This window comes from Cohnella cellulosilytica (assembly GCF_042431195.1).
GTDB classification, from domain to species: Bacteria; Bacillota; Bacilli; order Paenibacillales; family Paenibacillaceae; genus Cohnella; species Cohnella cellulosilytica.
The window spans coordinates 239748-264015 of sequence record NZ_JBHMDN010000020.1 but is presented as its reverse complement, the minus strand read 5'-3'; the positions used below and the strand labels follow the sequence as shown (position 1 = coordinate 264015).

General features: G+C 58.2%; 17 protein-coding genes. 3 read left to right on the top strand and 14 right to left on the bottom strand.

The window, feature by feature from the left end:
- Positions 1-65 precede the first annotated feature (65 nt).
- From ACFFT4_RS16245 to ACFFT4_RS16195, 11 genes are all read right to left on the bottom strand, one after another.
- A complete protein-coding gene (locus ACFFT4_RS16245) occupies positions 66-1730 on the bottom strand; it encodes an extracellular solute-binding protein (protein WP_378049347.1) in 1665 nt (554 codons plus the stop codon).
- A gap of 107 nt (positions 1731-1837) precedes the next feature.
- Complete coding sequence (locus ACFFT4_RS16240; protein WP_378049345.1) at positions 1838-2746, bottom strand: carbohydrate ABC transporter permease; 909 nt, start codon at positions 2744-2746, stop codon at positions 1838-1840.
- Between the two features lie 20 nt (positions 2747-2766).
- Positions 2767-3576, bottom strand: a complete 810-nt coding sequence (locus ACFFT4_RS16235; RefSeq protein ID WP_378049482.1) for an ABC transporter permease — start codon at positions 3574-3576, stop codon at positions 2767-2769.
- 471 nt (positions 3577-4047) lie between these two features.
- Entirely contained in the window at positions 4048-6336 is a 2289-nt protein-coding gene (locus tag ACFFT4_RS16230; protein ID WP_378049343.1) for a helix-turn-helix domain-containing protein, read from the bottom strand.
- 601 nt (positions 6337-6937) lie between these two features.
- The gene (locus ACFFT4_RS16225; protein WP_378049341.1) at positions 6938-7705 is read right to left on the bottom strand and encodes a DeoR/GlpR family DNA-binding transcription regulator; all 768 of its coding nucleotides are present in this window, start codon (positions 7703-7705) and stop codon (positions 6938-6940) included.
- 45 nt (positions 7706-7750) lie between these two features.
- Entirely contained in the window at positions 7751-8797 is a 1047-nt protein-coding gene (locus ACFFT4_RS16220) for a DUF4432 family protein (RefSeq protein WP_378049340.1), read from the bottom strand.
- A 19-nt stretch (positions 8798-8816) separates the two neighbouring features.
- A complete protein-coding gene (locus tag ACFFT4_RS16215; protein ID WP_378049338.1) occupies positions 8817-9368 on the bottom strand; it encodes a D-lyxose/D-mannose family sugar isomerase in 552 nt (183 codons plus the stop codon).
- A gap of 16 nt (positions 9369-9384) precedes the next feature.
- The gene (locus tag ACFFT4_RS16210) at positions 9385-10605 is read right to left on the bottom strand and encodes a carbohydrate kinase family protein (protein WP_378049336.1); all 1221 of its coding nucleotides are present in this window, start codon (positions 10603-10605) and stop codon (positions 9385-9387) included.
- Positions 10602-11768, bottom strand: a complete 1167-nt coding sequence (locus ACFFT4_RS16205; RefSeq protein WP_378049334.1) for a Gfo/Idh/MocA family protein — start codon at positions 11766-11768, stop codon at positions 10602-10604. The genes ACFFT4_RS16210 and ACFFT4_RS16205 overlap by 4 nt, the downstream gene beginning before the upstream one ends.
- Complete coding sequence (locus ACFFT4_RS16200; RefSeq protein ID WP_378049332.1) at positions 11768-12613, bottom strand: class I fructose-bisphosphate aldolase; 846 nt, start codon at positions 12611-12613, stop codon at positions 11768-11770. Before ACFFT4_RS16200 ends, ACFFT4_RS16205 begins: the two co-directional genes overlap by 1 nt.
- 907 nt (positions 12614-13520) lie before the next feature.
- Positions 13521-14030, bottom strand: coding sequence for a GNAT family N-acetyltransferase (locus ACFFT4_RS16195; RefSeq protein WP_378049331.1), 510 nt, complete (start codon positions 14028-14030; stop codon positions 13521-13523).
- Between the two features lie 217 nt (positions 14031-14247).
- Here ACFFT4_RS16195 and ACFFT4_RS16190 point away from each other — a divergent pair, with 217 nt between their 5' ends.
- The 3 genes from ACFFT4_RS16190 to ACFFT4_RS16180 all read left to right on the top strand — a co-directional run bounded on the left by ACFFT4_RS16190 (position 14248) and on the right by ACFFT4_RS16180 (position 16124).
- Positions 14248-14844 (top strand): Uma2 family endonuclease, encoded by a 597-nt coding sequence (locus ACFFT4_RS16190; protein ID WP_378049329.1) that lies wholly within the window; start codon positions 14248-14250, stop codon positions 14842-14844.
- A gap of 64 nt (positions 14845-14908) precedes the next feature.
- Positions 14909-15505 carry a Uma2 family endonuclease gene (locus ACFFT4_RS16185; RefSeq protein WP_378049328.1) on the top strand — a complete coding sequence of 199 codons (597 nt, stop codon included), beginning with the start codon at positions 14909-14911 and terminating at the stop codon, positions 15503-15505.
- Positions 15506-15539: 34 nt separating this feature from the next.
- Positions 15540-16124: a Uma2 family endonuclease gene (locus ACFFT4_RS16180; RefSeq protein ID WP_378049327.1), complete on the top strand. Its 585-nt coding sequence runs from the start codon at positions 15540-15542 to the stop codon at positions 16122-16124.
- Positions 16125-16227: 103 nt separating this feature from the next.
- Here ACFFT4_RS16180 and ACFFT4_RS16175 read toward each other — a convergent pair whose 3' ends face one another.
- Genes ACFFT4_RS16175 through ACFFT4_RS16165 form a run of 3 tightly spaced genes read right to left on the bottom strand, consistent with a single transcriptional unit; the run spans position 16228 to position 24245 of the window.
- Positions 16228-18756 carry a beta-mannosidase gene (locus tag ACFFT4_RS16175; RefSeq protein ID WP_378049325.1) on the bottom strand — a complete coding sequence of 843 codons (2529 nt, stop codon included), beginning with the start codon at positions 18754-18756 and terminating at the stop codon, positions 16228-16230.
- 35 nt (positions 18757-18791) lie between these two features.
- Complete coding sequence (locus ACFFT4_RS16170) at positions 18792-21782, bottom strand: alpha-mannosidase (protein WP_378049323.1); 2991 nt, start codon at positions 21780-21782, stop codon at positions 18792-18794.
- Between the two features lie 51 nt (positions 21783-21833).
- Positions 21834-24245: a family 43 glycosylhydrolase gene (locus ACFFT4_RS16165; protein WP_378049321.1), complete on the bottom strand. Its 2412-nt coding sequence runs from the start codon at positions 24243-24245 to the stop codon at positions 21834-21836.
- Positions 24246-24268 lie beyond the last annotated feature (23 nt).

Below are 24268 nucleotides of genomic sequence, written 5' to 3'. Positions count from 1 at the left end.
GTTGTCTGTAAAAAGCGTGGTGCAGGCCACACCCCCCGCACCACGCCGAATGATTGTTGCGCTTCTTACTTCGCCGACGCGTCGTACGCCGATTGCAGAATTTCCAGATAACGGCCCAGCTTCAGGTTTTCGAGTCCTTTGACGTAGCTGTCCCAATCCTTGTCCAAATCCTTGTTGCCGGTCACGAATTGCAGCGCGTTCTGCTCGATGTAATTGCGGATGTTCGTCTGCAGAATGCTCGACTCGTCCAGCGTGGCCGGATCGACCCACAGCGACCAGATCGGGAACAATTCCGGCGGCTCGTGGCCTTCGTACTTCAGCGTCGCCTCGTACAGACGGCGCTCGTAGTTGGCCGAATCGTAAATATCCGTGCCCTGAACCCAGCTGTCGCGGTAATCCTTCGGCATGTAGAAGTGACCCATGCCGCTCCAGCCCGCATTGTGCGGCGGCTCCCCTTGCTTGGCCGGAATCGGCTTGACTTTAGGCTCCACGTTCTCGCCGAGCGCCTTGTCGCCCGGAGCCGGGTCTTCCCAGTCGATGCCCTTCATGCCGTTGGCGCCGTTCGTCTGTCCGTCCGGCGTGTACATATAGTCCGCCAGCTTGATCAGAGCGATTTTCGCTTCTTCGCTCGCTTTGTTCGTAATGACGAACTTCGCGCCGGGAGATACGCCGCCATTGTCGTGCGTCGCGAACGAACCGCTCGGTCCTTGCAGCGGCGGCACCGGATTGTAATCGGCCGCGCGCGCTCCGTCCAGCTCAAGGAAGATCGCCGGGTGCATGCCCGCGCCCGCGCCGAGAATTTCCGCGTCCGCATTTTCGCCGATTTTCTTGAACGCTTCGGCGTTCTGCGTGAACGCGCCCGGATCGATCAACCCTTCGTCGTACAGCGACTTGACGTAAGCCAGGCCTTCCTTCCACTCCGGCTTGATGGCCGCGGATTCAACCTTGCCGTTCGAGAAGTTCAAATAGTTGCGGTCGTCGTTATAGACGAACGGGTTCATCAGGTACGGCAGCACGCGTACGCCGAACTCCTCCGTGGAGCCGCTGAGCGCCACTTCGTCGGGTTTGCCGTTGCCGTTCGGGTCCTGCGTCTTGAACGCCTTAAGCACGTTCTTGAATTCCTCCGGCGTCGTCGGCATCTGCAGATTCAGCGCGTCGAGCCATTTCGTATTGATCCACATCTTGTTCGGATAAGAACAGTGGAAGCACTGCGTGTAGGCGCCCAAACCGTAAATATTGCCGTCCGGCGCCGTGTTCAGCAGCTTCAGGTCGGCGTTGCTGTCCAGCGCGGCCTTGATGTTGGGCGCATATTGATCGATCAGGTCGTTCAGCGGCACGATAACGCCCTGCTGACCGAACTTGAGCAGATCGGATTGCGAGAACTGGTCGATATAGTGAGTCAAAATGTAGGCGTCCGGATAATCGCCGCTGGCGAGCGAGATTTGACGCTTCTCCTTGGCGCCGTCGGAAGGAATCGTCTCGAACTTGAACTTGATGTTGAACTTCTCCTCGACGTGCTGCGTGAACTTGTTGGTCGCCAGGTCGATGCCCTGCTCCTGGACGGCGAACACCCGGATTTCCACCGGCTTGGACGAACTCTCCGACGGCGAACCGGGCGCCCCTTGGGAGGGCGAAGCGTTCGATCCCCCGGAATTGTTGCTTGAGCAAGCCGCGAGCGCGAGGCTCAGGACGAGCAGAACGGACAGCAGACTCCATGTCGCTTTTTTCATTCGATGTAGCTCCCCTTTGCATGTTCGAGTTATTAGTATACCAAGCTGGGCCTTCCGTTTCACCGCCTACATCGTCCTCACCACCTTTACGGATTGCGGATCGCGAATCAGCCTTTGACCGAACCGACGAGCATCCCTTGCACGAAATACCTCTGAACGAACGGATAGATGATCAAGACCGGCAGCGTCGCCACGACGATCAGGGAATACTTGAGCAGCTCCGCCATCTCCGCCCGCTGCACCTGGATGCTCGGGTCCATGACGCCCGCGCTGTTGTTCTGGATAATAATGCTGCGGAGCACGAGCTGCAGCGGGTACAGCTTGTCGGACTTCAAATAAATCAGCGCGTCGAAATACGCGTTCCACTGGCCGACGGCGTACATCAGCACGAGCACGGCGATGATCGGCTTGGACAGCGGAAGCACGACGCTCCACAGAAACCGCCAGTCGCTGCAGCCGTCGATCTCGCTCGCTTCCACGAGCTCATCCGGAATCGTCGACTGGAAGAACGAACGGGCGATGATCACCTGCCAGACCCAGATCGCGTTCGGAATCAGCAGCGCCCAACGGGAATCGATCAGCCCCACTTCCTTGACGACCAGATAAGTCGGAATCAGCCCGCCGCTGAACAGCATCGTGAACGTAACGAGCATCAGAATGCCGCTTCGTCCGAAGAACGTTTTGCGCGACAGCGGATACGCCAGCATGATCGTCAGAGTCACGCTGATCACCGTGCCCGCGGACATGTAGAACAGCGAGTTGCCGTATCCCGTCATAATTTGCGGCGTTTTGAAGATCGTCTGGAACCCTCTGAACGACACGTCGACCGGCCACAGCCACACCTTCCCCGACGTTACCGCCGACGGGCTGCTGATCGAGCTGCTGATAATATAGATAAGCGGGTACAAGACGGCGATAAGCACAAGGCTTAAAATCGCGTAAATCGCGAACATAAACAGCCGGTCGCCGGCCGACTCCCGGATTCGGCGCCGGGGCGCCGCCGTAGAAATGGCCATATGATTCTCTCTCCTTTTATTCACCAGATGCTCGTGTTCGATATGCGCTTGGCCAAAGAGTTGACCGTGACCAGCAAAATCAGGTTGATCACCGAGTTGAACAACCCGACGGCCGTGGCGAAGCTGTAATTCGCGTTAAGCAGACCGATGCTGTACACGTAGGTGGCGATGACCTCCGAGGTCGGCAGGTTCAGCGAATTTTGCAGCAGGTAGATTTTCTCGAAGCCGAGGGACATGACGTTGCCGACATTCAGAATGAGAATGATCGTAATCGTCGGCAGAATGCCCGGCAGGTCGACGTGAATGATCTTCTGCAGCCGCGAGGCTCCGTCCACCTTGGCCGCTTCGTACAGCGTCGGATCGATGCCCGCAAGCGCCGCCAAATAGATGACCGCCGCGTAGCCGGCCGTCTGCCAAATGTCCGAGATGACGTAGATCGAACGGAACATGCCCGGTTCGCCCAGAAAGTTGATCGGCTCGAAGCCGAAATGCTGGAGCGCGACGTTCGCGAAGCCGAGTCTCGGCGCCAGAAACAGCATAATGATCGAGACCATGACGACCGTCGAAATAAAATAAGGCGCGAACGTAACGAGCTGCACGAATTTCTTGAACCGGGCGCTGCGCACCTCGTTGAGCATCAGTGCCAGCAGAATCGGTATGGGGAAGCCCGCCAGCAGGAGAAAAAGGCTGAGCAGCAGCGTATTGCGCAGCAGCGTCCAGAAAATCGGATTTTCGAAAAACGAGTCGAAGTGCTTCATGCCGACCCAGGGGCTGCCCCAAATTCCCTTAACGACGTTAAAATCTTTGAACGCGAGCACCGCGTTCGCCATCGGGTAATACTTGAAAATCAAAAAGAACAGCAGCGGCGGCAATACGAGCAAATACAGCTGCCAGTGGGCTTTGAAGCTCTTGAGCGCTCGTCCCCGGAATCCTTTCCGCTCTTTGTGAATGCGCTTTATTGTTCCTGCCTCTGAAACCGTGGTCGATTGCAGAACGATCCCTCCCTGTGTGACGCCATTTATGTTGCGAGCGCTTTCGTGGCTTGATCATAGTCCATCCGGCCCCCGGTTGTGTAGGTACAATTCGGTCGTTTTGCGTCCCGTTCTCCCGATTTCCGGGGGCCACTTTTCCGTACCTCGGCCGATTTTCGCAAGCGCATTCACGGTACGGCCGCCGACGGGCGTACGCTATGCCCGCACATCGAAAAGAGCCGTTGCGCAAGCTGACGGGGGCCGCTTACGACCCCGGCTTGCGCAACGGCTCTATGGCGTACAATATTCGGTCGGCGTACATTTTCTCCGTCAATCGCCCTGGAAGCTGCGGTACGCGCTCGGAGACACCCCGGTCACGCGCTTGAACGCCCGCCGGAACGAGTGGGAGCTGTTGTAGCCGACAAGCGCGGCAATCTCGTCGATCGTATGCCCGCGCTCCTTCAGAAGCCGCTCGGCGCGGTCCATCCGCACCCGTTCGATGTAATCGGACAGATTGTCCCCCACGACTTCCTTGAACACTTGAGAAATGTATTTCTCCGGTCTGCCGACCTGTTCGGCAAGGCTGTACAAGCTCATCTCCGAATTGGCGTACTGCTCCTCAATCAGCGCCTTGAGCTGCTCGGCGATGCGGACATGCTGGTCGTTCTTCTTGCTCGCGACCATTCCGCACAGCGCCTCCATCACTTCCACGAACTCGTCGCGCAGATGGTCGATCGCCTCCGTCGGCTGGATCGCGACGATGCGGTTTTTCACCGGCTCGATCGCTTCCGACTCGGCGAACGACTTCTGGTCCAGCAGCTTAAGCAGCGTCCCCTTCATCTCCAGCGCCAATTGGTGGCGCATCTCCGCCGAAAGCTCGCGTTCCTCCGTGTTCTGCTTGACGATCCGATCGATCAGACGCCGCGCCTCCCGGCTCTCCCCGGCCCGGATCGTGCCGATCAGGCGCATCTCCACGTCAAGCGGATAATAATAGGTTGCGCTGCTCAGCGTCGTCTCCCCGTACCAGGACACCGGCGCCGCGCTGAAGGACGCAGCGTTCTCGAGCGTCTGCTTGGCCTGCTCGAAAGCGTGGCTGATGTCCGTAATGGAAGCGAAGCGCGCGCTGACGACCGCCTTGATCGAAATTTTGTATTCCCGGAACAGCGATTCGGCGAGCTGGTTGAGCATCGCGTCCACCTGCTCCTGCACGTAGGAACCGCTGTCCGTCTCCTCGGTGACGAACAGTACGACCAGCTTATCCGCGCCCAGCTCGGTCGTCGGCACGGAGCCGGACAGCTCCTGCAGCGACTGCTTCAGCACAAGCCGCGCCGCATGCAGCTCGTTCAGCACCTCGACGTTGTCCATGCCGGAGTAGCCGTCGATCTGGACAATCGCGGCGTAACCGGCGCTGCCTCCCAGGCCGGCGTTCGATTGGACGGCCGCGGCGACGATCTCCTCGCGGGACTGGAACTCCCCGGCGATCAGGCGCTTGTAGAATGCGTCGCGGACGATCGGCTGCTGGCGCTTCAGCTCCGATTCGAGCTGCTTGTTGCTCAGAATCATCTCCGAAATGTTGCCGTGCAGGAAGTCGTACACGTTGCTGTCCGCGTTGTTCGTCTCCTGTCCGAGCGCGGCGAGCAGCCGGTGAATCGGAGCGCTGTTCCGATAGGCGAGCGCAAGGCCGACGAGCAAGCCGACGAGAACGGCCCCGCCGGTGACGGAGAGGGAGATCCGCTTGATTTTGTTGGCGTTCTCCATCAGCGCCTTCTTCGGTATGCCGGCATGATACACCCAGCCGTTCGTGCCGGAACGAATCGTGACGACCAGGTCGTCCTCGTAAAACTGGCTCGTCCGGCTTCCGTCGAAGCGCGGATCGGAGGCGAGCGCCTCGGCCATCGAATCGCTGTCCCCCTGGCGGCTGATCGTATTGCCGTCCGCGTCCAGAATATGGACCCAGCCGCCGTTCTGGTTCGTGATGCCCGCCAGCAGCTCGGCGATCACCTTCTCGTCGATGACGACGACCACGACCGCCGGCGAAGATTCTCCGAAGCTGTCCAGCGGCAGCGACTGCATATAGGTGATGACCGACGTCCGGGAAATCGGGGTGACGAACGGGCGAAGCGGCATCATCTCTCTGAGGTGCGTCTTGTCCAACACGAGGCGTTCCCAATCGGCGACGGACATATCTTCATACCTGTAGCTCTCATAATAATGCTCGGGCCGGAAAAAAGCGGAGCCCGGCGTCAGCACCACGTCGTAATTGCGGAGATAGATGAAAAAGTGGCCCAGGAAATCGTTCGTCTGGCCGTACGTCGTCAAATCTCTTGTCATTTTCCAGATGCCGTAGACGTTCTGCTTTTCATCCGACAACGGATCGGTCATCAGCACGTTCAAATCGGCCTGAATCGCAATCTGCCGGGTAAACCCCTCCACCTCGGCGATTCGGCGCTCCAGCTGCTCTTTGCTTTTCTGAAGCTGGGCCACGCTGTTCTCGATCGAGATCGATTCCGTGACGGAGACGGACGTCCGGTAGGACATAAATCCGGCCAGACTGGGAATGAGCAAGATCAGCACGTATGAAAACAAAAATTTTCGAAATACTTTCGAGTAACGAAACATGACGACCCCCCTTGTTGAGAGCGCTATCACGCAACAGCGGAACAGCCCGCTGCGCCCGCAAGAAAAAGGAAAACAACGCCGGACCGCGCGTTCTCGGCGTTGCCTGACTGACGGAGTTTGATCTCTGTATAAAAGGATACATGAAGCGGCGAGGAAGCGATATCCGGGATATCCTTCCAGTTGTCCGCGCCCGGCCGCTCCTCCCGTCGAAATTCGTTCTTCGCGGGGAACCTCTCGTCCGCCCCTCCTCCAATTGCGCCTGTTCCCCGTGCTTGTTAGCGTTTTCCGTATCGAAAATGTTAGCGGAATACGGCGGGCCGCGTAAAGGTACAATTGCGGGGAGAAGGTACGATTTTCCTTGCGGAGGGTCTGAAATCCCTTGTCCTGACACATTCGGGCGCGCGAAAGCCGGTTTGCCGGACATTCTCCTCCACGCATGCAGAAGACGCCCCCTGACCGCCTGAACAGCGGCCATAGGGGGCGTCTTTCCGTTCACTATACATAATTTATAAGTTTCACCCTTATCCTTTCTGTATCGTCTCCGACACAAACGCGTTCGCCGTCCTATGGACGCCGCAGGCGTTTGTGCTTGCGTCCGCCGTTACTCCGCGACCTCCAGCAGAACGCCGGATTCCCGGCAGGCCAGCGCAAGCGTTTCATCAGGCAGGCTGTCGGTCACAATCCGCTGCACCCCGGACAGAGGCGCGAACGAAATCAGCATCTTCGTTCCGAATTTCGAACGGTCCGCGACGACCGTCGTCTCGGTTGCCTGGCGGATCGCCAGCTGCTTGATCTCCGCCTCGTAAATGTTGGAATTGCTGAAGCCGTGGTCCGCGGTAACGCCCGTCGTGCCGAGGAAGGCCCGGTGGAACGCCATCCCGGACAAGCTCTGCACCGCAAGCGGCCCCGAGAGGCAATGCGTCGCTTCCATATACACGCCTCCCGTCATCATGACGGGAATTTGCTTGCCGGACAGCTCGGTCACGACGTTAAGCGCGTTGGTCACGACCGTAATGTTCATCCCGTGCGGCAAAAATCGGGCAATCTGCGAGGTCGTCGTGCCTCCGTCGATAAAGACCGATTCCCCCGGCTTGATCAGCGCGGCGGCATAGCGGCCGATTCTGGCCTTCTCGTCGGACAGCAGGGTCACGCGCTCCTGCAGCGCCACGTCCCGGCCGACGAAGATGACGCCGCCGAACGTCCGCTTAACCTCGCCGGTCTCCTCCAGCTTCTCCAGATCGCGGCGAATCGTCATCTCGGTGACGCCGTACGTTTCCCTTAACGCAGTCACCCGGACCTCGCCTTCGCGCGAAATCTGTTCAAGCATCTGCTGCTGCCTTGCATTTAGACTGTAATAATTTCCTTTCATCGCCGTGCGGCCTCCCGATCGAGATGTCTCTATTATCGCCTTCCGTTAATCGGCGTTCAACTCCAATCGATAATCGACCGATTGGCCGGGCGCGAGAACGAGCGTGCCTCCGCGGCGGCGTTCCGCTTCCCGTCCTTCGACGCGGCAGTTGGCCGGCTCCAGGCCGAGAACGTGCTCCCCGGCTCCGGGCATCCGCCACTGAACGAGCAGCGGGAGCGTGTCCGCCGACCAGCGCAGCGCAACCTCGGTCGGCCGCGGGCCCGCGGCGGCCGGAAATTCCGGCTGGACGATGCGAGCCTCGGCCATCCCGTCTGCGCCGACCGCCTCCCGCTTCAAGGAATGGTAATACACGGTTTCCGCGGCGTCGGGGTTCGGCGCCTCCCACGAGGCGCAGCTGTCCAGCGTCGCCGGACCTCCGGCGCGAACTTCGCGGTCGGCCTCGGGAAGCCGGATTTCCGTCCGCTCGTCCAGCAGGGGGAATCCGAAGTTGAAATGATACAGCATCATATGCTCCGCGGGCCGAAATCCGAAATTCTCCACCCGGTCCCGGATTTCGACGCGATTGTCGCCCAGCCTGCCGGAAAGCTTCCTTGTCAGCCTTAGCTTGCTGCCGAAAATCGCCGTTTCCTCCACGACGCCGAACACGCTCCAGTGCAGCTCGTCGCCGATCCATTCCTCGCGGATGCCGACGCTGCGGGCCGGAGTATGGTGCGCCCGGCCGTGCAGGCCGTAGCTGCCGGACTCGTCCCGGGAAGGAGAACCGACATGCGCCAAGCCGCAGGTCATCAGCAGTCCGCCCGAGGCCGTGCGCAGCCAGCCCGTCCCTTCCGGCTCGTACAACGCCGGATGCGCATTCCCGTTCGGCGACTGCCAGGAGATCGGCGTTCCCCAGAGCTGGGCCAGCGAGATGTCCAGTCCCTTGGAAGGCGCGATCTCAAGCGCCAGGCCGGCGCCCGTCCGCACCTCGATCAGCTCCGTGCCCGCTTCTCTGCCTTCCGTCAGCGTCAGCCTTCGAACGCCGCCGATCTGCGCAATGCCGCCGATACGCGCCTCGATTTCCCTTCTCGTCCACTGTCTGCCGTGCAGCCGCATGCGGTCTCCCCTCCTCCCGTCAGTCCTCGACGACGCGAGGCATTCTCTCGATTCGCGGATCGGTGAAGATATCGCACTCGTCCCGGCTTGTGCTGGAAAACTCGGACACGACCGCCCCCTCCGGACCGGCCTGGAACCAATGCTTCGTATTCGGAGCAATCGTATACTGCTCGCCCGGCTGAAGCGCGATCTCATGGAATACCGTATAGTAGCTCTCGCTTCCCGAAGGCACAACGGCTTGCGGAGCCGCTGCCGCCTCTCCTTCCACATACAAATACACGAGTCCCCGGCGACAGCGGAACGTCTCCATTTTGCCCGGCTCGCCGTCTACCGGAGGATGCCGATGCTCCGGGCACGTCTGGCGCGGGAACAGCACCAGATCCTTGGCGCAGTAACGATCCGTGTTCACGTACGTAACCAATTCCAAGCCTTGCGTCTCCAACTGGCCCAGCCCGAAGCCGGCCACCTCGATCGCTTGCCGTTCGGCGGCGGTCAGCACGACGCCGGCGGATGCCAGCAGCTCCGCCGCGCGCTCCTGGGCTCTTCTCACTTCGCTTCGCAATATGGACATGGTTCAACCTCCTTGTTTATCGGTCCGCCTCGGCGGACCATACTCCGCTCGCCGGATCGCGCGACCAGCCGGGCAGCGACGGTCCCGGCTCCCGCTGAGCCCAGCCCGCGGCAATTCTGCTTCGCAGGCTCGCCCAATCCGGAATGCCGCTCACCGCATCGGCCCGTTCCACGTTATGCGCGCCCGTGCCCACGGCCGCCAGCAGCGTCTCCTCCGCCGTCAGCCCCTTGAGCAGCCCGGTCAGAAATCCGGCGATCGTACAGTCGCCGGCCCCCGTCGTTCCCGCCACCTCTACCCGGAAGCACGGCGCGTACAGCTCGCGGCTTCGCCAGCTTGCGTCCGTCGGAGTGCACGGCCCCATGCCCGCCAGACGTTCGGCGCTATCGGTCGTCCGCACATACAAGCCGTGCTCGCCCAGCTTGATCGCGACGATCGCCGCCCCCATATTCAGCAGCTCCGCCGAGAGCTCGGACAGCAGCGGACCGTCCGCATGGCCAAGCAGCTCGTCCGAGCCTTGACGCTCCGCCAGCTCGCGATACCGCCGCGGCTGCAGCATGTACAAAATCTCCTCGAAGCTCGGCAGGAACACGTCGACCTGCGGCAGCGCGCCCTGCAGAATCGCCCTCCAATCGGCCCGTCCCGCGGGGGACTCCGGGTCCGGACGCGCCAGATCGAGCGATACCGTCAGCCCTTGGGACTTCACCAGGGAAAGCAGCCGCACCAGCTCGGCCCCGCCGCTCTCGTACATCCGCTTCATCAGAGGCGGGTAGCCGAAATGAAACAACCTGGCCCCCTCCAGCTTCTCCGCGGACACGTCGTCCGCCGAGAACGTATCGTTCGCGCCGGTGCAATGAAGGAAAATCCGGTCGATGCCCGGAGGACTGATGACGACGGAATACGAGCTGGGCTCCCCGGGGGCGACGATCATCCCTTCCGCAAGCCGTTCGTCATAGCTGCCGACGATCGACTGAATCGTCGAACCGATCAGATCGTCTCCGACCTTCCCCATCAGAGTAACCGGCAAACCGAGACGGCGCAAGGCGATCCCCGTATTCGGCACGGCTCCGCCAGTAGAGAAAGCCGCGGCGCCGACGTCGATCAGCTTGCCAGGGACGAGCAGCTCCCCGACGCTCTGTCCGGGCGCCGCCGCGCCGCGCATCGCCGGAATGATATCCAAACAGATATGGCCAGCTACGATAACCTCGCTTTCCGCCGCGGAACTCCGGCGCTCGCTCACGCCCCGTCCCCCCAATCGACAAGCGCCGTTCCGCCCGTCTTGTGCGATTCGAGCGCCGCGGTGAACAGGCGATGGCTGCCGGCGGCCTCCTCCGGCAGCGCGCACGCGAACGGCTGCCGCATGCCCGCCCTGCCGTGTGCGACTTCGTCGCAGAACGCCGCCCACATTTGCAGAATCGAGTCGGAGAAGCCGAATTCGAAAATTCCGCCGGTTATCGTGTCGTAAGTCGACTTGTACGGCGCATCAACGACATGCCAAGCCTGCCGTCCGCCCGGCGTGTAAGGAAGGGAGGCCACTTGCTTCGGATTTTTGGTCGTGAATTCCGCGGACATCTCCGTGCCCTGGATGCGAATAAACCACGTATTGGCGTGTCCGGGCGCGATTCGTTTCGTCGACAGCACCATCGGAAACCGCTGATCGTCCGTCTTCACGTCGCAGGCGAGAATCGCGTTGTCCCACGTCTCGCAGGGCGCCATCCCTCCCTTGCCGTCCGGACGTTCGTCGACGATCTTGGACAGCAGCGCGCGCACGCTGTTCGGCTTCCAGCCGAAGCGCATCGGCAGATGCAGCACGTGCAGGCCGAGGTCGCCCATGCAGCCGTACTCCCCGTTCGTCGCGATCCGGCGCTTCCAGTTGATCGGCTTCGTCGGGTCCAGGTCGCTGGAATGCCAGAAGCCGGCCTCGACCTCGATAATCCGCCCGAACTTGCCCTCGTTCACCCACTGAACGATCTGCTGGGCCCCCGGGAAAAACGGAAATTCCGAGGAGCTCCGCACAACGACCTGCGGATTTTCCCGAATGGCCGCCATAATCGCTTCATTTGCCCGACGATCGATGCCGAACGGCTTCTCTCCCAGCAAATGCTTGCCCGCCCGGATAATATCGATATAGATCCGCTCGTGCAGGTTATGCGGAACCGCGCAGTAGATCGCCTCGACCGCCGGATCGGCGAGCAGCTCCTTGTAATCCGTATACGCGCGCTCCACGCTCGGCACGTTTTCCTCGAACCACTGCGTCGCCGCCGGATTGGCGTCGCATACCGCCACGATGCGCGGCTCGAAGTCGACGCCGGTCAGATGGCACCAGCGGGCCGCCGCGCTGGCGAATTCCTTGCCCATCAGCCCGCAGCCGATAACGCCGAAGGATACAATCGTTTTCGCCATTATTGCTGCGCCCCCTTCAAAATCGCCAGCGCCTGCTCGGCCTCCGCTCCCTCGTGGACGATGCTCATCAGCGCCGATGTCATCGCGCCCGGCGTCGGATGCTGCACGACGTTCCTTCCATACACGATACCGGACGCCCCCTGGTTCATCAGCTCGACCGTCCGGTTCACGATCTCCTCGTCGCTCGCGCGTCCTCCCCCGCGAACGAGCACAGGAATGCCGGACGCAACCTCGATAACGCGATGATACTCGGTCACGTCGTCGCAAGGATCGGCCTTGATGACGTCCGCTCCCAGCTCGACCGCCTGCCGGACGAGCGGCATAATTTTGCGAATGTCGCCGTCGACCATATAACCGCCCTTCTCTTCGTTCGGCAGCATGACCAGCGGCTCGACCATCAGCGGCATGCCGTATTTATCGCTCTCCGTCTTCAGCAGCGAGACGTTGCGCACGCATTGATGGTGCAGCTCCGGCTGATTCGGCAGCAGCAGCAGGTTGACGCACACCGCGACCGCATCCAGTTGAACCGCCTGCTCGATCGCACGGTCGATCAGCTCGCTGAACAGATGGCGCGGCAGCGCGCTGCCGTAAATGTTGGCGGCGTCCGTACGCAGCACGAGGCCCGGCTTCTTTTTCCCCGGAATCCCCTGCAGCAATCTCGCCTGTCCCGTGCTGAGCTGAATGCAATCCGGCCCGGCCTGAACGACCGTTTCGATGGCGCTTTTCATATTTTCAATGCCGGACAGAAAGGAATATTCGTTAAAAAAGCCATGATCGATCGCTACGTCGAAGCATTTGCCTTGCTCGCTGAACATCCGGTTCAGCCGCGGTTTGGATGAGGACATGGAATTAGCTCCTTTAGCTTTATGTTCGTTTATAACATAATATTAATTTAAACGAACATAAATGTCGAGTAGTATTTGATCGTTTGAAGACGACAAATAAAAACCGAGCCGCTCCATTCACCTTCTCTCGCACTTGCCTCCTATTCATCGAAACTGCTGGAGAACTTGACGTATGAAGTTTCCGGGAGCCTCCCCGTTATCTGATATGTCCATTGGAGCGCCAATGTAGGATGCTGTGCGTGTTGTATGTCCATCGAAGTGCCGTTGTGAGACTTATCTAGCCCCTCTTTACCTGGGCCTCGCTCGAAGCGTCATTGGAGCGCCAATGTAGGATGTTGTTCGTGTTGTTCGTGTTGTGCGGGTTACACGAGGGACGCAGGCTGTGTAAATTGTTCGTGGTGTGCAGATTGTTCGTAGTGTATAAGTTGCTCGTAGTGTGCAGGTTGCTTGAGCTGTGCGTGCATTCTTTAGCAGGATGTAACTTATCGGGGGAGAGTAGCAGGATTTATCACGTATGATGGTCAGATGGCGAGGAAGTAACTGACTCTCTCAAGACATTGGGACAGACGGAGACTTTTCACGTGGAGATAACCGATTCTTTAGAACATCTCGGTCAGGAAACGGGCTTTTCGCTCGGAAATACTCGATTTTGTAGAACATCTCGGTCCGAAAACCGACTTTTCGCTCGGAGATAACCGATTTTGTAGAACATCCCGACCCAGAAACCGACTTTTCGCTCGGAAATACTCGATTTTGTAGAACATCCCGAATCAGACGGAGGGGATGAGGCTTCTTTACCGCGAAGGAATTGACAGGCTCTCTCAACCTATCGCCCTTCGCGACTCCCCTTCGTCCAAGTTCGATTAATGGAAGCGAGGCGTTCATTCACGCGAATTTTTCGCCCCTTTTAACGCTCGAGAGAGATTTCCCTTTCCATAATATAATCGTCCATAACGTAACCGCCTCCGATGTCCGCCACTTGCTCGCGAACGGTTCGAAAGCCTTTTTTCTCATAAACCGCAATTGTGGATGCGTTGTGCCGATTCACGGTCAGCCAGATCGCGCCCAGCTTGCGCTGCTTGCACAGCTCCTCCAGGAAGCCCATCGCCTGGCTCGCGTACCCTTGGCCTCTGTGCGCCTTGAGAAGGTAAAACTTGCTCAGCAGCAGCTTCGTCTCCTCCGGCTTGATCCCTATGTACCCAACGTTGCGTCCGTCCGCCTGCATGAAGTAATATTCGTAGCCTTGGCGCTCGATCTGGGCCTCCAAAGCGTGAACGGACTGAAACTTATCCAGCATATAATCGATCTGCTCGATCGAAATGATGCTGATGAAATACTCATGCCAAATTTCCGAAGCCAAACGAGCCGCAGCCTCGATATCCTCTCCGGTTTCGACTTGCCGAAATGAAAGCTTCATGGCGCTTCCTCCTTCCTCTCGCTTTCTCTTAATCCTATCTCCTCGGTCGCTCTAGCGCAAATCGTAATGGCCGTGCGGCCTAGCATCGAAGATTGACAACCCTTGATGAATTCGGCATAATTAAGGAAATCAAGTCGAGGAAGCACCTCCCAAAGTCGAACACGATCGCGTGTTTCTTTGCGGGGTGCTTTTTGGCTATGAACCGGGAGCGGAGAAAATGAAGAAAAAAACATATGCAGAACTGGTGAAGGAATCGCCCGTGACCTACGAGATGTACGCGAATATGGAGGATGACGGCAACCGTTACGAGATTTCGGACGGGGTGTTGGAATTGATGAGTCCTTCGCCGGCATTTATCCATCAATTCATCTGCCATAAGATGCAGGTCATACTGGACGGAGGCTGCCGGAACGAGTTTATCATTTTAGCCGCTCCATTCGACGTGATCCTCTCGGATACCGAGGTTCGACAGCCCGATCTCGTCATGATCCACATGAGCCGCACGCACATTATCAGTAACCGGGGCATTAACGGCGCTCCCGATCTCGTCGTCGAGATTACGTCCAAGCACTCCCTCAAGCGGGACAAGCTGACAAAACGCAACGTATACGCCAAGTACGGCGTGCGCGAATACTGGATCGTCGATCCATCCAATTTTACTTTGGAGCAATATGAGCTGCGCGAACACTATTATGAACTGGTCGATGTCTATTCCGGAGAGGAAACGATTCGTTCCCGCACGGCCCCTTGCGTTTCTTTCAGCATGGACGAGCTTGTTCGCGGTCTTCCCTCTCTGCCGGAGAAACTAAGTTAGCTATCGTTTGTCCATTGTCCCGTCAACTCAACTGATCGGTGAAAATGAACCGGAGGCGGAAAAAATGAAGAAGAAGACGTACGAGGAACTGGTGAAGGAATCGCCCGTTACCTACGAGATGTACGCGAATATGGTAGACGACGGCAACCGTTACGAGATTTCGGACGGCGTGCTGGAATTGATGAGTCCTTCACCCACGTCCATTCATCAACTGTTAAGTGTCCAGATCGTGCTCCGGTTGGATGCTAGCTGCCGGAACGAATTCATTATTCTGGCCGCCCCGCTCGACGTCATTCTCTCGGATACCGAAGTTCGACAGCCCGATCTCGTCATGATCCACATGAGCCGCGCGCACATTATCAGTAACCGGGGCATTAACGGCGCTCTCGACCTCGTCGTCGAGATTACGTCCAAGCACTCCCTCAAGCGGGACAAGCTGACGAAGCGCAAGGTCTATGCCAAGTATGGAGTACACGAATACTGGATCGTTGATCCATTCAACTTTACTTTGGAGCAATATGAGCTGCGCGAACACTATTATGAACTGATCGAGGTTTATTCCGGAGAGAAACCGATTCGTTCCCGTACCGCTCCCTGCATTTCTTTCAGCATGGACGAGCTTGTTCGCAGCCTTCCCGTTCCGCTGGATCAGTTGACATAGCCGACTCCGAATTTCCAAGAAAGGAAGGATTCAAATGGAAAAAAACAAAAAAGCCGCAGACAAAGTGAAGGAGCTGCCGGCAACCTACGAGACTTATGCGGCATTGCCCGACGACGGGAACCGTTACGAGGTCATCGACGGAGTGCTGGAGCGGATGTCTCCGAGTCCTACGGCCTCGCATCAGTCTATTGCGTTGGATCTTTGCTTTGAGCTGAAACAAAGCTGCAAATCGGATTACCTGATCTATGTTGCGCCGCTGGATGTTATCTTGAGCGACACGAACGTTGTGCAGCCCGACGCGATCATGATCCATCGCAGCCGGAAGCACATTGTCACTTCCCGGGGAATAGAAGGCCCGCCGGATCTGGCCGTGGAGGTCCTCTCCCCAAGCTCCCAAAAACGAGATAGGCTGAAAAAAAGGGCGGTATACGAGAAACACGGCGTGCCGGAATATTGGATTGTCGATCCCGAGACCCGGACGCTGGAGCAGTTTCATTTGGACGAGCAGGGAAATTATGAGCTGATCCAGCTATACGAGAATGACGACCTTGTCGCCTCAAGCAGGCTCCCCTGCGTCTCCTTCGCAGTCAGCCGGTTATTCGGTGATGTGCTGCAATAGCCGGAGAAGCCAAGCCTCCGCTTGGCAGCAGAGGCTTCCGTTTGTTCGGTATGGGAGTTCCACCACGATTCCGCTGACCGCAGCCTTGGATTGGCCAACTGAATCAAGAGTGAAGCCGTACCGCCCTCGGCACGATTTCCTCCGCCTGAACGGACGGATCGTGAACCGTAATCGTTCGACGCTGGCCGGGCAGCAGATCGAAATATTCATCCGACAGCTTTATACGATCCGGCAGTCCGAAATGGACAGCATGGGCGTAGACGTCGCTCGTTACCGTGAATCGCACGCCCTCCTCAACCCGGACAAACTCGCTAACCGACAAGCTCGGCGCGGGGAGCCCTAGATCGCGAACGGCTCCGGCGCGCAGAATTGCCGGCAATATCTCGAGATGAGAGGAGTCCGTCTCGGGGCGAACGAACCAACAGACTGACGAAGCGTCCCCGGTCGATTTCGCAAATTCCAGAACGACGTCCCTCGAATACGCCGGAAGCAGGATGTCCGTTCTTTCCGTGTCCCGCACGCGTCCGTCGAAAGAAACGCAGCCGTACTCCAGCTCGCACCGAATGTCCTCGCCGGTCTCGTTAATGCCCACAGCTCGTATTAAACCCTCGTTTTCCCTCACGATCAAGGCAACGGGAGCGCAAGCCCGCTTTGCGAAATACCAGGAGATTTTTCGTTTCAATTCATAATCGATTACGCTCCAGCCGACCTCGCCCCAACAATCGTTGTACATCCAGAATAATGCGCCGGAGCAGTCGAGCCTGTAACGCATCGCCTCCAGCGAATAGCCGTACATCAATCCCTGGCACAATCCGGCATAGAGCAAATATTCGTCCAGATCCAGCCCTTTCGCGTCCGCGTAGTGTTTCGCGATGCCTGCCGCGACCGTCTCTTTCTCGTACATATTGTTGTGCAGCTGCCAAATGCGCCCTTCCCGGTCCAGCGGTTCGCCTGCATGATAACGCTCGATCGTCGATTTGCGGCAGGGTCCGATATAGCCGTACTCGGATACGAATTTCGATGTCCAATCGTCGTACCGTTCGGGAGTAATTCTCTTCTCCATCTCGGGGCTCATCATCGCATCGTGCCAGTAATGGGTGTCCCCGCAATCCTCACCGTTCGGATGTACCCCGCCGTAAGGCGAGCTGTTCCAATACGGAATTTCCGGGCAATTGCGGCGAACGATGCGTGGTGCCAATTCGTTATAGCAGATCGCTCCGCCCACGAAGCTTTCTTCCGGATCAGCCTGCTTCCACATGTCGAAGTTCCAGTGATTCTCGTTGTTGCCGCACCATAAAACAAGGCTGGGATGATTGCGAAGCCGGCGCGTCTGATACTCCATCTCCTCCCGTACCTCCTCGCGGAACCAGGGCAGATCGTCCGGATACAAAGCGCAGGCAAACATAAAATCCTGCCAGATCATGATTCCGTTACGATCGCAGGCTTCATAGAAGGCTTCGGACTCGTAGAGTCCGCCTCCCCAGACGCGCAGCATGTTAAAATGAGCGGCCTTGGCCTCGGACACCAGTTCGGCATACTTCTCGTCCGAAATCCGCGCATAGACGGAATCCGCGGGTATCCAGTTCGCCCCCTTGCAGAACGCCCTCACTCCGTTCACGTTAATCGCGAACAGCCGCTCCCCTTCGCGAACGGGCGCCTGATCCAGCTTGATCGTTCGAAGGCCCATCCGAAACTCCGGATAACGAATCGTTCGTTCCCGCAGCGCAACCGATACGGACACTTCATATAAATCCGGGCTGCCCATCCCGTTGGGCCACCACAGCTTTGCGTCCGTAACCGTATGCCGCAAGTCGACGTAATTCAGGCCGGAACGAAGCGGCACCTTCTTCGACAGGCCGACCGCTGCCAACCCATCGCGGCTCAGTTCGACATGAACCTCGGCCTCCAGCGTAGAATAAGGATGCAGGTTCTCGATCTCCACCTCGAAGCTTACGACCGCCTCGCTGCCGAGGATCGATTCCGTGTATACATGAACCTGGCGAATCGCCGCTTGATCATAGCCCTCCAGGCGGACGCCTCCGACGATGCCGCAGGTCGCCACCCGCGGCCCCCAGTCCCAACCGAAGCCGTACTGCGGCTTGCGCGCGAACACCCGCCTGGCGTCTCCGCGGTTATGCCCTTTCTCAATGCCTACCCGATCCTTGAAACGGGCCATCTCTGCGGGGTCTCCATACGGCTCCAAACCGGACGTTACGCGTACAAGCAGTTCGTTGTCCCCTTCCCGCAGCAGCTCCTTCACCTCCCGGCGCAAAGGATAAAAGGCGCTGCGATGATGGCCAAGAGGGGAGCCGTTCAGGAACACGTCCGCCTCCGCGTCCAACGATTCCAGCACAAGCTCGATTCGCTGAACACCCAATCGTTCTGCCGAAATCCGAAAGCTCTTCTGAAACCACCACGATTTGTTCTCCGTCCATTCGCAAGCAAAGAAATGATCCTGGAGCAGCGGCTCCTCGATTCGTCCCGCTTCCAATAATGGCATATGGATATCGCAGGGAAGAGAGGCCGTCATCCAGCCCTCCGTTCTCTCCGCGATCTCGCGATAGCGGTCGGCCTCCTCCGCCAGCTCTTCGAACCGCACCTTCCAGCCCTCGTTCAGTTCCATCTTGTACATCGGTTCGAGCCTCCCCCTTCTGTCCGGACGAAATGTTAATCGAAATAGACGCGTACGGCCGACACCTCGCAGGGGTTGATCCGAATGTGCAGCAGTTGCCCGCCAAACCGAATATCGCTCTCCTCCGCACTTGTCTGCCCGCCGGACCGAATGCCACCCTCCTCCACACTCGTCTGCCCATCGAACCGAATATCGCTCTCCTCCGCACTTGTCTGCCCATCGAACCGAATATCGCTCTCCTCCGCACTTGTCTGCCCGCCGGACCGAATATCACTTTCTTCCGCGCTCGTCAGCCCGCCGTCTCCGGCAGTCTCATGAACGTCGACCCGCTCGGCTCCCGTGATTGGGAACGGCAGACGCAGAACGGCCTGCCCCGCTTCCCCGTCGGTCTCGTAATAGCGGATAATGAGGCCTCTTCCCCCATCCTCCGGCAGCTTGACGGCGGAAACGGCGATCGAGCCTTCCTCAAGCCGCAGAAAGCCGCCGTCCGGAGGCAGGCTGCCCAAGCGGAACGTTCCCGACACCGCGTTCAGAGGATGATTGAAGCGGTATCCCCGTTCGACCAATGCGCGATTATTCGTGTCCGCGAGTGCGCTTAAGCCGATGCGGAAACGATGGATGCCGAGCTCCGGATACGGGTCAGGGTCGTAAGAGCCGCGGATGAGAGACACGCTCAGAGCTTGCCCGTATCCGCGAAAGCCGTATTTCGAATCCGTGACCAGCATCAGCGATGCGCCGGAGGCTTCCGGGCTTGCGGCCAGCGCCCACGAAGTGGCCGGAACGTCCATATCCGACGCCTCGCGAGCGACAACTCCGTAGGGAACGTCATAGCGATAACGATCGCAGCGATAGGCCAGCGGGACATGAAACGCAAGCTGGGGAATTCCCTTCTCCGCGTTTCCGCTCTCCTGCCAATCGCATTCCGCCTCGAACAGAAGACATTCGCTGTCCTCGTCCAGGCTGACGGCTACTTTCAGCAGCGAGGAAGCAAACGGAATCTCGTAGGAGAAGGATTGTCGAAGCCGGCCATCTCCCACGTTGACGTCCCGGATGTTAACCTCTTCGCACAGAGGAGCGGAGCGTTTGTATCGGCCTACGTACCATGCCGTCATTCCTTTATCCGTATCCTCCGTAATGAGCCGGAACGCCGCCGAACGTACACCCGCATCCGATAGTCCGATCGTCTCCTTCCCCGAGCGCTTGTCGATCAGAGACACCAGCGCCGCATTCTCCCGATCGAACGTCGCAACGATTCGGGTGTTCTCCAGCACGATGGGGCCGCTCGGCCGTTCCTTGCGCGGATCGGGATACGGAGGCGTCGGAAGCCGTTTCTCCCCCTCGGTCAGAACGAAGGTGGCGTATCCGAGAGCCGGGACGCGGGCAAACAGCAAAACGGTCAAATAATGATGGCCCCAGTAATGATTAAAGCCGCTGTCGACGATCTGATGACGAACCGGGTGGCCGGAGCTGTCCGTTACCCGAATTGCCGACAGATCGCCCTGCCAATCCCAAAGCGTAATCTCGGTCGCCTCCTCCCGCTCGAACGAGGCGGAATTGAATAAATGGACGATACGCGTCTTGCCCGATCCCCGTTCCACGTGACTGATGCGGTACCGGTCCGCCCGGAATCCGGCGCCCGAGCCCTCCGACGTCGTGCCGCCGCGCTCCTCCTGCCCATACTTGGACGTGTCGATGGCGTCGACGATTCGCTGCATGGCCAGCTTGCGCACGCTGTTAGCGGTCGCCATCGTATTTTGAAACAATCCCATCGCGTGCTCCCGAGTCGCCGCGACTCCGGAGCCGGGCAAAATATCGTGAAACTGGTTAAACAGCACGTTTTTCCACGCATCGGCCAACTGCTCCGACCGATAAGGGAAACCCGCCTTCAATGCCGCGAACGTCCCGAACGATTCGGCTTCGTTAAGAGCCGCCTCGCCGTAGCGATTGGCCATCTTAATTCGGCTCTGGCTCGTATAGCAGCCCGTAAATACGAAATTCCTCTCTCCCCGCACTTCAGGCAGCCGGTCCGCAATCGCGTCCGTCAACCGAAAGAAATCCCGGAAGGTTCCGAACGATACGGCGGGGTAAATCGGCCAGGAAGCCATATCCGCAATTTTCTCGATATCGCGCCGGGTCGGGCCGCCCCCGTGATCCCCGACCCCGTAAACCTTCAGCATCGTGTCCAGTCCATAGCGCTCGCAAAATTCCGGCAAATACCAGGCCATATCGGCAGAGATTTCCCCGTTGTACCAGATCGGCTCCCGGTAAGCCGTCACCGCCCTTCCGGAAGGCGCGTACCAACGATAAAGGTGATGCCCTTCGTCTCCCCGGCAATGGTAATAATATTTGACGCCGCCGTCCGCCAAAATTTCCGGCACGTTCTCGCTATGACCGAACGTATCGGGCTCGAAATCGAGATCGAACGATTCCGGGTCGATTTCCAGCAGCCGGGACAGATAACGCCTCGTATACAGCAGGTGCCGCGAGAGGCTTTCCCCGCTGGGCATGTTTTTGTCCGCTTCGACCCAATGGGACGCCGTCACCTCCCAGCGCTGCTCCTTGATTCTTTGTTTGATATCTTCCAGCATCTCGGGAGCGTGCTCCTCGACAATTCGGTAGATGGCCGCCTGCGATTGGGAAAAACGAAAATCGGGATATCGGCGCATCAAGTCCAGCACGGTGCGAAACGTATCCAACGTAACCGCTACCGTCTCGTCCCAGCCCCACATCCAATTCATATCGATATGGGCATGACCCGCGCAGATCATGCGATAGCTTTTGCAATCCGCGGACAGAGAAACAAGCGTCTCCTCCGCCGCCAGCGCCGCTTCCTTCGTAATCGTTCCCTCGGCCACCGCCCGAGCGGCCAGAGCGGTTACGGCTTTCTCCAGCAGAGCGTCGTATTTGCCGTTCTTGATCTTCGACAGCTTCGCTGCATAGCCCAATTGGGCAATCGCCCTCTCGCTCCAATAGTGCTTCGGCTGCGCGGCATGCATCTCCGCCAGCATAGATTCATATGTGCTCATCGTACGGTCCTCCGAATTTTCTCTCTTATGCCGTGTTAAATCTGCGGATTTTTAGTCGACGATAACTTTGTCGCTTCGGATGTAGGCGGATTTGTACCAATAAATTCTGAATTCCAGTCGATGGCCCGCCGCTGCGTTCACGAAATCCAGGCTGAAATCCTGAAATTCGTTCGCCGCCGTAAATTCCTGACGCGTCACCGTTCTCGACGCCAATACCGCGGATGCCGTCGCATCGTATACGTCCAAGTGAACGACATTGTTGTTATCAAACGTAGGGTTATCGATCAGCATTCTGAATGCCGCAGTCCGGTTGCCTGTCGGGATATCCGCTGCATAAGGTCCGTACAGCAGGTAGCCGTTGTTATCCTGTCCGACGTTCGCCGACCAGCCCTCCAAATCTTTTCTACCGATCTGGTGATAGGACGAATCCTCCGTTTCGTAGATGCCTCTTCTGTCCCGAACGGATACGTCGTCGAAGGAGACCATGCTGTTCCCGGAAGCCCCGGACGATCCGCCGTTTAACCCCGGATACCCGCCCGTACGGGTGTTGTGCGTCCATTGATAAGGATAGTAGCCGGGCTCCTGCTTCCCGTCCTCCCATACTTTTCCGTACAGCGTCCCATTATCATTTTTAAGCTTGAACCAATACCACGTATCGTTGGACCAATTAAACGTATAGCTGGGGCCGAAGGCGACTCCGTCATCCAGAAATGCGACTGTTTGGTGATCGTTGTAGAAAATCAGGTTGTAGCCGTTCCCGTCCACAGTGTTGTTGGCGATGCTCACGCCGGCTCTTGCGTACCCCCCGTCCGTCCAGGAGTCCACCCTGACTTTGGCGGTAACCTCGATATTGGAGGGAAAAGGAATCCCGCTGTTGCTGATCAAAGCTTTCTTCGGATCGCCCAATGCTGTAGAAGTCTGTCTGAGCACCTGGTTCGTCTCGCTCCAAACGCCGTTAAACGTCGTCCATACCGTTCCGAGGCTATTGTCGTCAAAAGGGTCGCTTAGCTCCAAACGCTCATTGTCGCGCACCAATGCGGCATGGGGATCGGGATCTCCGTTTTTCACCAGGATTCTGTCGTAAGTGATATCCGCATTTCCGTACCAATACACCCTGAACTTAAGCGTATGTCCTTCTGTCGACACATAGGGAAGCGTAAAAAATTCGTAATGATCGGTTTGCACGAATTGTTGTCTTGTAATCTCCCGCGAGGCGATCAGTGAGTTTGCCGTGCCGTCATAGACCTCGATCCGCATGACATTGGCATTATCGAGCGAATTGTCGGCTATTTTCGCCTTGAATACGGCGAGATTCTCGCCGCCCGCGAGTCCGGCCCGATCGGGACCGGCAATCATATAACCCGCGCTATCGCTGCTCTGAAGCGCTTGCCAGCCGTCCGATACGGCGCTTCCGATATCGTGCGTCGCACTCTCGGCTTCGTAGATGACGTCATAGCCGATTCCCGGACCGCTCGTCTCGTTGGCCAATCTCGCCCTCTTGGCATAATTGTCATTGCCGTAAGGATTATTGTCGTCGCGGTAATAGATCCATTTCGTTCCTAAAATATCAACCAGGGTAGCGCCGTCGTTCCCGTAAGAATACTTGGACGGGATAACCGGATTTTGACCGAGCTTCTGCCAATTCAACAAGTCCGTGGACTTGGCCAGGGCGACCGTCCAGTAGGCGGTGCTGAAATCCGCATAGCCGCTTGCAGCCGTGGAAGCTTCATAGGCCATATAGTAAACGCCGTCCTCCAGAATGATCCCCCGGCGCCCCGCCGTACCTTCATCGTAAGAGCCGGACGGACCCGCGGGCAAAACCGGATTTCCCGAATATTTCGTAAAGGGACCGGACGGAGAGGGGGCGGTGGCGACTCCCGTATACATTTGGTTGGTCGTCGTATTAAACCCGTGATAGAACAAATAATAGGCGCTGCCCTTCTTGACCAGGTTCGGCGTGCCGATCCCTCCGCTGTCCCAAGTTCCGGCCGAGGCGGTCAGCAAAGTCCCCTGCTTCGTAAAGTTGATTCCGTCCGTGGAAGTGGCGAGCGTAATGCTGTAGCCGTTGGCCGAGCTTTCCGTATATAAATAGAAGGTTCCATCCTCGTAGAAGGCACCCGGAAAGCTTTCATAGCTGACGCCCGGATCGGGCGAAAGCACCCTTACCGGCGTGGAGAAATTGACGCCGTCCGTCGTCGTGGTCATCGCCACGCCAAAGCTGTCGCCGCCGATAAAATAGTTGTAGTAGGTGCCTCCCACCTGCACAAAGCCGGGGAAACACATATTGTAATCCTTGCCCATCTTGGTATTCACATTGTCCTGAACGATATAGCTCTCGTTGTTCCACAGGCTCTCGAAGCTGACCGGATAGCTGCTGTCGGCGGCTTTGGCGGAACCGCCCGTTACGAGCATAAACGCAGCGCAGAGCGCCAGAGCCGTTACGAACTCGCTTAACTTCTTCATCATGCTTCCTCCTCCGTCTTCAT